At 66.8% G+C, this 9,299-nt stretch carries 10 protein-coding genes; 4 read left to right on the top strand and 6 right to left on the bottom strand.

What is annotated here, in order from left to right; genetic code table 11:
• The first annotated feature begins 138 nt into the window (after positions 1–138).
• Both TX88_RS21310 and TX88_RS21305 read left to right on the top strand, forming a co-directional pair.
• Positions 139–885, top strand: coding sequence for a class I SAM-dependent methyltransferase (locus TX88_RS21310; protein ID WP_044519908.1), 747 nt, complete (start codon positions 139–141; stop codon positions 883–885).
• Positions 886–926: 41 nt separating this feature from the next.
• Positions 927–1,319, top strand: coding sequence for a hypothetical protein (locus TX88_RS21305; protein ID WP_044519907.1), 393 nt, complete (start codon positions 927–929; stop codon positions 1,317–1,319).
• Positions 1,320–1,331: 12 nt separating this feature from the next.
• Here the strand turns inward: TX88_RS21305 and TX88_RS21300 are convergent, their stop codons facing one another.
• The 4 genes from TX88_RS21300 to TX88_RS21290 all read right to left on the bottom strand — a co-directional run bounded on the left by TX88_RS21300 (position 1,332) and on the right by TX88_RS21290 (position 4,497).
• Positions 1,332–2,762, bottom strand: a complete 1,431-nt coding sequence (locus tag TX88_RS21300) for an aldehyde dehydrogenase family protein (RefSeq protein WP_084622048.1) — start codon at positions 2,760–2,762, stop codon at positions 1,332–1,334.
• Between the two features lie 182 nt (positions 2,763–2,944).
• Positions 2,945–3,361, bottom strand: coding sequence for a hypothetical protein (locus TX88_RS33450; RefSeq protein ID WP_084622046.1), 417 nt, complete (start codon positions 3,359–3,361; stop codon positions 2,945–2,947).
• 125 nt (positions 3,362–3,486) lie between these two features.
• Positions 3,487–3,702, bottom strand: coding sequence for a sigma factor-like helix-turn-helix DNA-binding protein (locus tag TX88_RS21295; protein ID WP_049925244.1), 216 nt, complete (start codon positions 3,700–3,702; stop codon positions 3,487–3,489).
• 114 nt (positions 3,703–3,816) lie between these two features.
• Positions 3,817–4,497, bottom strand: coding sequence for a guanylate cyclase (locus tag TX88_RS21290; protein WP_110918175.1), 681 nt, complete (start codon positions 4,495–4,497; stop codon positions 3,817–3,819).
• A gap of 41 nt (positions 4,498–4,538) precedes the next feature.
• On the opposite strand from TX88_RS21290, the gene TX88_RS34570 reads away from it, so the two are divergent.
• The gene (locus TX88_RS34570; RefSeq protein ID WP_110918120.1) at positions 4,539–4,709 is read left to right on the top strand and encodes a hypothetical protein; all 171 of its coding nucleotides are present in this window, start codon (positions 4,539–4,541) and stop codon (positions 4,707–4,709) included.
• A gap of 23 nt (positions 4,710–4,732) precedes the next feature.
• Here TX88_RS34570 and TX88_RS21285 read toward each other — a convergent pair whose 3' ends face one another.
• A complete protein-coding gene (locus TX88_RS21285; RefSeq protein ID WP_044519905.1) occupies positions 4,733–7,675 on the bottom strand; it encodes an aminotransferase in 2,943 nt (980 codons plus the stop codon).
• Positions 7,672–8,544, bottom strand: a complete 873-nt coding sequence (locus TX88_RS21280) for an alpha/beta fold hydrolase (RefSeq protein ID WP_409365886.1) — start codon at positions 8,542–8,544, stop codon at positions 7,672–7,674. Before TX88_RS21280 ends, TX88_RS21285 begins: the two co-directional genes overlap by 4 nt.
• A 90-nt stretch (positions 8,545–8,634) precedes the next feature.
• Between TX88_RS21280 and TX88_RS21275 the strand changes: the two genes are divergently transcribed.
• The gene (locus TX88_RS21275) at positions 8,635–9,270 is read left to right on the top strand and encodes a TetR/AcrR family transcriptional regulator (RefSeq protein WP_244438558.1); all 636 of its coding nucleotides are present in this window, start codon (positions 8,635–8,637) and stop codon (positions 9,268–9,270) included.
• Positions 9,271–9,299 lie beyond the last annotated feature (29 nt).

Genomic DNA, 9,299 nt, shown 5'->3' with positions numbered 1-9,299 from the left:
GCGCGAATTTCCTACGTAACGTGCACACTCGCCGCAGTGTCACGAACGGAGGCCATGGTTGGCGGACGTCTGCACCGTTCAATGGGTATTGAGCCGCGAACTGGTTGCGTGACGGGGCCGGCGACGTAGCATTTTCTCGTGGGTTTTGCTGTCCCGCCGGACGCCTATACACGCTTCATGGGCCGGTACGCCGAGCCTCTTGCGGAGGTGTTCGCGGTGTTTTCCGGGGTCGGCGCGGGCGACAAGGTGCTCGACGTGGGATGCGGGCCGGGGGCGCTGACGGCGCACTTGCTGGCGTTCGGAGCCGAGGTCACAGCGATCGACCCGTCACCGCCGTTCGTCGACGCGATCCACGCGCGATTTCCCGATATCGACGCGCGCCGGGGTACCGCCGAGGAATTGCCCTATGACACAGCAGCTTTCGATGCTGCCCTGGCGCAATTGGTCGTGCACTTCATGGCGGATCCGGTGGTCGGTATCCGGCAGATGGCGCGCGTGACGCGACGCGACGGTGTCATCGCGGCATGCGTGTGGGATGGTCCGACCGGCGCGCTGGCGCCGTTCTGGGAGGCCGTTCACCTCATCGACCCTGACGCGCAGGACGAGGCGCTTCTCTCCGGGGCGCGCAACGGGCACCTGAGCGAGATATTCGAAGCCGCCGGCCTGCGCGGTGTGGAAGAGCGTGCTCTTGCGGTCGATGTCGTGCATCCCACGTTCGAGGAGTGGTGGGAGCCCTACACATTCGGTGTCGGTCCCGCCGGTGACTACGTCCACGGGCTCGATGACGACCGGCGTGCACATCTCGAATCAGTGGCTCGCGAGCACCTGGGCAACGGCCCCTTCACGGTGACCGCCACCGCGTGGGCCGCACGAGGGATCGTCTGACGACAGGTGAAGAGCCCCGAACCTCATTACACTCTGCGCTCGTGGCATCGAACACCCGTCGAGCGGCCGGCACGCAGACCTTCACCGACGTCTTGAAGGTCTGGTTCGCAGGCAAGCGGCCGGACCCCGCAGCGGATCTGTCCGACCTGCAGTCCGGGGTGACGTTGCAGGTCAGTTGCTTCCTGCGGCCCAAGGGGGCGACCTCCCGGGCCAAGCTGGGAACGCTCTCACTCACCCGCGGCGAGCCCGTGATCTGGCGCGGCCGCGACAAGAACGCCATCAGCCTGACCCCGCCGGTGACGCTGACGGGATCGGGGGAGAATCCCATCGGACCGAAGTTCACCGCGTTCGATCTCGCCTGCGCCACCGGATCATTCGACGTCCACATTCCGACACTGGACGTCGAGCTGGTGAAGCACGCCCTCGATAGCTGAGATGCAGGTCGCTCAGAACAGCTTGCGCGCCAGCTTCCAGGCCCGGTCACTGTAGGGCGGGTACAACATCTTGGACAGATCGGGCCGGGTTGGTTTGGTGAGCACCGTCTTGGCGTGGCTGAATTCCTGGAAGCCCCAATGCCCGTGGTAGGCGCCCATGCCGGAGCTGCCCACCCCGCCGAACGGCAGTCGCGTGGTGGAGGCTTGGAAGGCCACGTGGTTGATCAGCATTCCGCCGGCCGACACCTCGGTGACGACGCGGTCGCGCACTCCGCGGGATCGGCTGAACAGATAGGCGGCAAGCGGTTTGGGTCTGTCGTTCACGAAATCTATTGCTTCGTCCAGGGAATCGACGGTGAGCACCGGAAGGATCGGTCCGAAGATCTCCTCGGTCATCAATGGTTCCGACGGGTCTGGGTTGAGCACCACCGTCGGTTCTACGGATAGCGACGCCCGGTCGATGCCGCCTCCGAAGATGATGTCCCCACGGGTTTCGATCAGGTATTCACCCAGGCGCTCAACGTGGTCGATGTTGAGGATTCGCATGCCTTTTGGCTGGTTCTCCCGGAACCGCACCCACGCGTCGCACACCCGGTCGACGAAGTGCTCGGCGACGCCGCGGTGGGCCAGCACGTAGTCGGGAGCGACGCAGACCTGCCCCGAATTGATGAGCTTCGTCCACGCGACCCTGGCAGCCGCGGCGTCGACATCGCAGTCCTCGGCGAGGATCACCGGGCTCTTCCCGCCCAGCTCTAGGGTGACGGGTGTCAGATGCCGTGCTGCCGCCGCCAGGACCTTTCGGCCGGTCTGGGCTCCGCCGGTGAACAAGATCCGGTCGAACGCCTGCTCGAGCAGCAGCTCGCTGGTCGAGCGTGCCCCTTCGACCACGGCCACCGCATCATGGTCGAGGTAGCGCGGTACCAGCTCCGCCAACAGCCGTGATGTCTGCGGGGCGAACTCGGACGGCTTGACCAACACGGTGTTCCCGGCCGCGATGGCGCTGATGGCGGGCCCCAATGTGAGCAGGAACGGGAGGTTCCAGGTTCCGATGATCAGGACGGTCCCGTAGGGCTCGTACTCGACCCAACCGCGTCCGGGCAACTGGGGCAATTCGAGCATTCGCCGGTCGCGACGCATCCAGCGCTTGACATGCTTTGCGGCGTAACGTGCTTCGGCCACTGTGCCGGCGATATCGGTCAGCCAGGATTCGAAGGGCGCGCGACCGAGATCTGCCGACAGTGCATCGATGATCTGCGTCTCGTTGTCGGTCATCATCTGCGCCAGCCGGCTCAGTTGATCCGCTCGCCACTGTGCTGATCGGGTCCGGCCACTACGAAAGGTCGCCCGCAGGGTCTTGGTGATCCGGCTGATGTCGGCCTCGGTCGGACCGTCGTCTGCCGCTGTGCGCGCGCCGTTGCCGTTCCTGGATGTCGTTTCGGTCATCGCTGCCCCCCAAAGCGTGAATAGTCATTCACATAGATCACCGGATGGTGATCTTGATGGTGGGCATCTAGCCTGATACCTGCCCGATCCATCGTGGAATGGACATTAACATAATGACGCAAGCGTGAATTCTGCGCGGGCATGGCGCGCCGCACTCGCCGACGAGGTCGCGACAGCGGGCGTCAGAGCCCACCGCATCGCGACGGGGCCAGGATCGGGGACCAGGGCGGGCAATCCGCCGGCAGTGGCTGCGGGGGAGGGGGCGGCTGCCGCGGTCCCAGAACCGGTGGCGGTGGCGCCTCATGCGGAACGCCGTGCCACGGGTAGATGGTGTTGGAGGCGATGTCCACGACACCCTCGGAGTTCCAGTACCAATCGTGGCAGATGCCGGCGTCCCAGGTGATGACCTGGCTGCCCGGTATCGGGGGATCACCTGGGCACCAGTGGGTGCACGTGAGACCGCCCGGGCAGTTCCCGCCCTCATAACTCGGGCCGGAGGCCGGGTCCGCGAGGATTGCGCCGGCCCCGAGACCCAACCCGGCCAAAGCCAGGCCGCCCGAGGCCGCCATGACGACTGCCAACCGCGAAATCGGGCCCATGGTCGGTCCCCTCTCGTGAGGCGTCGCGTCGGCCGCAAAAATGCCATCCCCACCAGGCAATTGTGCCGCGACAGCGGGGCGTGGTCCGGCGTTCGGCGAGTTTCATCCCGGGAGGCCGCGAACCGTTATGTCCCGGGCGCGGTGTCGCACCCCGTTGCGGCCAGGGTCAGCTTCAGCCGATGGAGCGCGTCGTGCAGCCGGGATTTGACCGTGACTTCGGCAATCCCGAGATCCTCGGCGATCTTCCCGGTGGTCCAGCCCAGGTAGTACGCCCGGTTCAGAACAGCGCGGTGCGCCTCGGGTAGTCCGGCCATCGCCTCGGCGACGCGCATACGGCCCATCCGAAGACCTCCGGGGCTGGTGGGGGTTGTCAGGTCCAGCCTTACGATCCGAGTGCCGGAATGCCTCAGTGCTGGCGGCAATCCGCCTATACCTGCCAGCAGGTATAGGCGGGATCAGTCGACGATCACGGAGATCTCATCGCCCAATGCGTAGCCGGCGGTCAGCGGCAACTCGTCACCACTCCAGAACGAGCCGGGATCGAACCAGTTGTAGTGCTTCTCGGTGGTCAGCAGGCCCATCTCCTCGTAGGTGATGGCCACCGTCTCGGCGCAGTACGCGGTCTCCAGCCCGACCTGCCGGCCACGCTCCTTCTTGCGTTCGGCGGATTCGCGAACCTTGCTGTGGACGAAGGGAATTCCTCGGGTGAAGTCGCTGATGATCGGTACCCGTCCGCGCAGCCAACGTCCGGTCAGTCGTGCGGTGGTGGGGAAGGCCGTGCCGTTCATCCGGGCGATCACCTTGAGGAGTTGGTCCTCCTGTTCACGGGACGCGAACGGGGTGAGCTGACGCAACCAGCAGCGCTGCCCGTAGCTGTGTTCCCAGCGTTCGACGACCTGGCGGGCGTCGTTGAGTTGCACGCCGCGATGGTTGGTGCCGGTCCACATGTCGAGCAGCTTGTCGCCGAGCTCGGCGTGCCAGATCAGCGGCGGCAGGTCGTCTATCGCCACCGTCATGCCGACGTGGTTGACCGGGCTGTTGGTCAGGGTCTGGATCGCCCGGTCCGGCCCGGAGCCACCGCGAAACAGCCAGATGTCACCGGTCCGGGTCTCCTCCAGCGCCTTGGTCAACGACACGGTGTTCGCTTTCACAAGCGAAGCTTATGCACACTTGGTGCATGCGGAGTATCTGGAAGTGGGTCGGGCTGGCCGGTGTCGCCGGTGTCGTCGCGGGTGGAGTGATGGTGGCGCGGGACCAGCGCCGCCGCAACGCCTACACCCCGCAGGACATCCGGGAGCGGCTCCACCAGCGGTTGGCCGAGGCCGAACAGGCTGACCGGGCGCGATAAGCCGGCCTGCGGGACGGTCTTGCTCACCAGCCCTCGGTGAGCACCCGGTCCAGTGCGTCGGCGTAGAAATCGGCGGCTTCGACGTCAATGCACAACGGCGGCTTGGTTTTCAGGATGTTCTGGTGGTCGCCGGTCGGCTGGATGATCACGCCGAGCTCGAGCATCCGATCGCAGATCAATGCCGTTTCCTCGGTGGCAGGCTCCAGGGTCTGAGGATCACGGATCATCTCGACACCCAGGTACAGGCCGACGCCGTGAACGGTGCCGATGATCGGATGTCGCGTCGCCAGCGCTTCGAGTCGCGACTTCAGATGCGCGCCCACGCGGGCCGCGTTGGCTTGCAGCGCTTCGTCGTCCAGCACATCGAGCACGGTCATTCCGATCGCGCACGACAACGGGCTGCCGCCGGTAGAGGAGAAGAAGTAGCCCTGGCTGCGGAACGCTTCGGCGATCTCGCGGCTGGTGACCACCGCACCGAGCGGGTAGCCGTTGCCGACGGACTTCGCCATCGACACGATGTCGGGGACGACGCCTTGCTGCTGGAAGCCCCAAAACCATTCGCCCAGGCGGCCGTATCCCACCTGCACCTCGTCGGCGACGGCGTAGCCGCCCGCGCCGCGAACGGTCGCATAGATCTGCTGCAGGTATCCGTCGGGCAGGGCCATGCCGCCGGCATTGCCGTAGACCGTCTCGCAGATGAACGCCGCCGGGGCGCGCCCGTCCGCGATCAATCCCTCGATCTGGGCCACCGCATCGGCGGCGTAGCGACCCACCTCACTGCCGCGGTACTTTCCGCGGAAGCTGTTGGGCGATTCGACGGTGTGCACCCAATCCGGCCGGGTGGTAAGCGCATTGGGGTTGTCCGCGGTGGAGGTCGACACGGCGTCGGTGCCGTACGTCCAGCCGTGATACGCCTCGCGCATTGCCACGACATCGGGGCGGCCGGCCGCCGCGGTGGCCAACCGCAATGCCAGATCGCTGGCCTCGGACCCGGAGTTGACCAGGAACACCGTGTCCAGAGGTTCCGGTAGCAGCCCGGCAAGGCGTTCACTGAACTCGACGACGGCGGCGTAGTTGAACCGGGAGTTGGTGTTCAGCTTGCGCAGCTGCCTGGCCGCGGCGGCGGCGACCCGCGGGTGCGCATGGCCCAACACCGTGACGTTGTTGACCATGTCCAGATGGCAACGCCCACTGGTGGACATCAGGAAGTGCCGCCAGCCTCGTTCGATACGCGGCGGCCGGCGGTAGTAGTGCTCTTGGACAGGCGCGAACGCCCGGTCCCGCCGGGCCATCAGGTCGACGTCGGTCGGCTCTGAATCGAGCGGCGCCAGCCCCAGCAGCGGCCGCGGATCACGCACGCACGCCAGCCATCCCGGCGCCAGGCCCGGGGTGCTGAGCTCAGGGGCGCGGGGCGCACCGACCGGACGCAGCGCCACGTGCGTCCAGCGGCCCGGCTCGGCCATGCCCAGAACATCGCCCGCGCCGGAGGCGGAACTGATGCCGGTGAGTGTCAGCTCGTACTCAGTGCCGCGGAGTGTCACCGAATCCGGCGAACGGTCGATGACCTCACCGTCGAACGGCGTCACCAGCTCGAGTCGATCTGCCGGCCAGATGCTCACGCCGGTGGGCACCACCGCGGGCTCTTCCTGGCTCAACGCCGGGGCGCGCGAGATCCGCGGTTGGCCGAACGCGGTCACGACCAAACTGGCACCGGTATCGATTGCGGCCCTGGCCAATTCGTCCTCGACGTCGTGCCGTACCCAGCCGCCGGCGATGAACGCGTCGTCCAGATCGTCGGCCGTCGCGGACAGATCCAGCGTCGTCACCGATTGCGGTGCGGCAATCATCGGGCGGGCGACCGGCACGGGAGTGGGCGGTGGCGCCAGGCCCAGGTCGGCCTTGACCAGCGCGGTCATCACGTCGATGGGCAGCGAGGTGGCGCGTTCGAACATCAACCACTCGCCGTCGGACTGCTCGGTGATGTAGTCGTTGTCAGGATCGAAACCGGCCTGGTGGGCACCGCTGACGATCAACACCGCCGTGCGCAGAACCAGCAACGGCCACAAGGCTTCTGCCTCGGCGACGCTCAGTGGCCGGATGGCGTGGAAGGCCCGGATCCCGGGTAGCACGGACGTCGGATCGCTGCCCGGGTGTTGCAGGACCGAGGACAGGGTGATGGCCAGTTCGCTCACGGCCCAGCTGTCGGATAGATCGCCGAGATCGATGATCCCGTCGGGATGCACAACACCGCCGATGGCGTGGGACACCACCACATTGGCGTCGGTGAGGTCCATGTGCACGGCCTGTCGGGGCAGGCTGTCGGCCAGCGGCTCTATGCGTGCCCACGCCTGATCGGCCGCAGCCTGCAGCCGGGAACGCGCGGCGTCGTCGTCGACATGGGAGACCAGCCTGCGTACCACCTCGGCCCCGAAGCGCAGGTCCCACTGCAGGACACGGTCCAGGCCCGGATGGCTGAAGTCGGCCAATGCCCGGCTGACCCGCCCGGCGAGGGCGCCCAGTTCGGCGACTGTGGCCGGAGGTAGGTAACCGGATTCGATCAGGGTTCCGCCGGGTAGGTGGCGCAGCAGCCTCACGTAGGCGGTGCCGTCGGCCCGGTTCGAGCCCAGACCGGTTACCGCAGTGAGCTTCTCGCCGCGCTGGTTGGGCAGTGACTGGGCCACCCGCAAGCCTGGTTCGGCCGCCGCGATCAGGTCCGCGGCCAGCTCCTGGGCAGCCAGCTCGATCTCGTTGAAGGCCGGGTTCGCGATCTTCAGCACGCCGGTGACCGCGTCGCCGTCGCCGACCAGGAAATTCTTGTCCTGCTGGCTTCCAAGCGATTTCACGCTCGCATCCAGGCCGAAATGGGCGGCCAGGATGTCGCGAGCCTGCGATTCACCGACCTGAGGAGCGGGCAGCTCAGGTTCGCGCAGAAAGTTGAAGCCGACGGTGTCGGTCTCGGCGCTCACCGCCCGACGAACTCCACGACGACTTCGGAGAACGCGTCGTTGTCGTCACCGGCGGCGGTGTGCCCCGCATCGGACAACTCGACGAACTCGGCAGCAGGCACCTTGTCCAGAAAGTCCTGCACGCCTTCGGGGCTGACCACATCGGACAGCTTGCCGCGGATCAGCAGGATCGGGATGGTCAGGTTCATCGCGGCCTGCTCGAGCTTCTCCACCCGGATGAACGGGTCGTCCTCGGGCTTGGTGAGGAACGCCGGATCCCAGTGCCAGTACCAGCGCCCGTCGCGCAGCCGCAGATTCTTCTTCAGCCCCTCCGGGCTACGCGGCTTGGTGCGATGCGGCAGATAGGAGGAGACGGCGTCGGCGGCCTGTTCCAGGGAATCGAAGCCGTCCACGTTGGTGAACATGAAATCGCGGATGCGGGCGCTGCCGCTCTTCTCGAACCGCGGCACCACATCGACCAGCACGAGCTTGGTGACCAGTTCCGGGCCCGCTTCATGCGCAGCCAGGATGCTGGTCAGCCCACCCATGCTGGCTCCGATCAGCACCACCGGGCGACCGATCTGATACAGCACCTGCTGCACGTCCGCGCACAGCATTTCCACCGAATAGTTCGCGCTGGGTGAGCGGTCGCTGTCGCCGTGACCACGTGCGTCGAGCGCGATCACATGCAAACCGCGATCGGCCAGGATCTGTCCCGTGTTCTTCCAGGAGTACCGGTTCTGCCCACCTCCGTGCAGCAGCAGGACCGTGGGCCGGCCGGCAGCCGATGCGGCATCCCGGTTCCATTCGTCGCCGACCAGGTTCAGGTCGTCGACTCCCCGGAACGTGACGGTGCGCGAATCGCTGTGCTCGGTATTCCCGGTGTTCACGGACATTCCTCTCGGCAGGCCCCGGGAGGTCACGTTACCCAGGTGGGTTTTCGCCGCATCTGCGACCCGACGTTCCTAGAATCGTCAACCGTGCAGAGCAAGCCAGGTGGCGACGTAGATGATGCGATGGCCGATGAGCGCCACGCGATCATCAAGGCCGCCTTCACCTGCCTGTCGGAGCCCCACACCGGGGCCGTGCCGATCGCTGCGGTGCTGGCCAGGGCGGGGCTGTCCACCCGGGCGTTCTACCGGCACTTCGAGTCCAAGGACGCGTTGTTCCTGGCCATGCAGGAGAGTTCGGGCAAGTCGCTGGGCCGACGGCTCGACCAGATCGCCGATGGCACCGACGGTGCGCCGGCAGATCAGCTGGCGCAATGGATCAGGGTGTCGTTCGACGTGATCCGCGATGCGCGGTTGCGTGGGCGCGCGTTGGTTCTGGATTTGGAGGAGGTCCGCTCGGCCAAGGGCTACCAGTCCGTGCAAGAGCAGTGGCGCCTCGACCGCGAACGGTCGCTGGCGGGCCTCTTGCGTCGCGGCCGGGACGACGGATCGTTGCCGCTGACCAGGCCGGAGCGGGATGCGGCGGCCATCCGCGCGGTGGTCAGCCATGAGTTGTCCCGTCTGGGGCCCGATGGAGATTGGGAGTGCGCCTGTGCCGCGGCGGTGGACTTTGCCTTGCGTGCGGTCGGGGCGCGCGTCACGTCCCGGGAGCCCGGCAGCCGGTAGGGCGGGGACCGCGCGGGCCTATCCGGGAC

Source organism: Mycolicibacterium septicum DSM 44393 (assembly GCF_000455325.1).
Classification (GTDB): domain Bacteria; phylum Actinomycetota; class Actinomycetes; order Mycobacteriales; family Mycobacteriaceae; genus Mycobacterium; species Mycobacterium septicum.
Note: the sequence above shows the minus strand (reverse complement) of the source record. Positions and strands in the feature narration are given on the sequence as shown.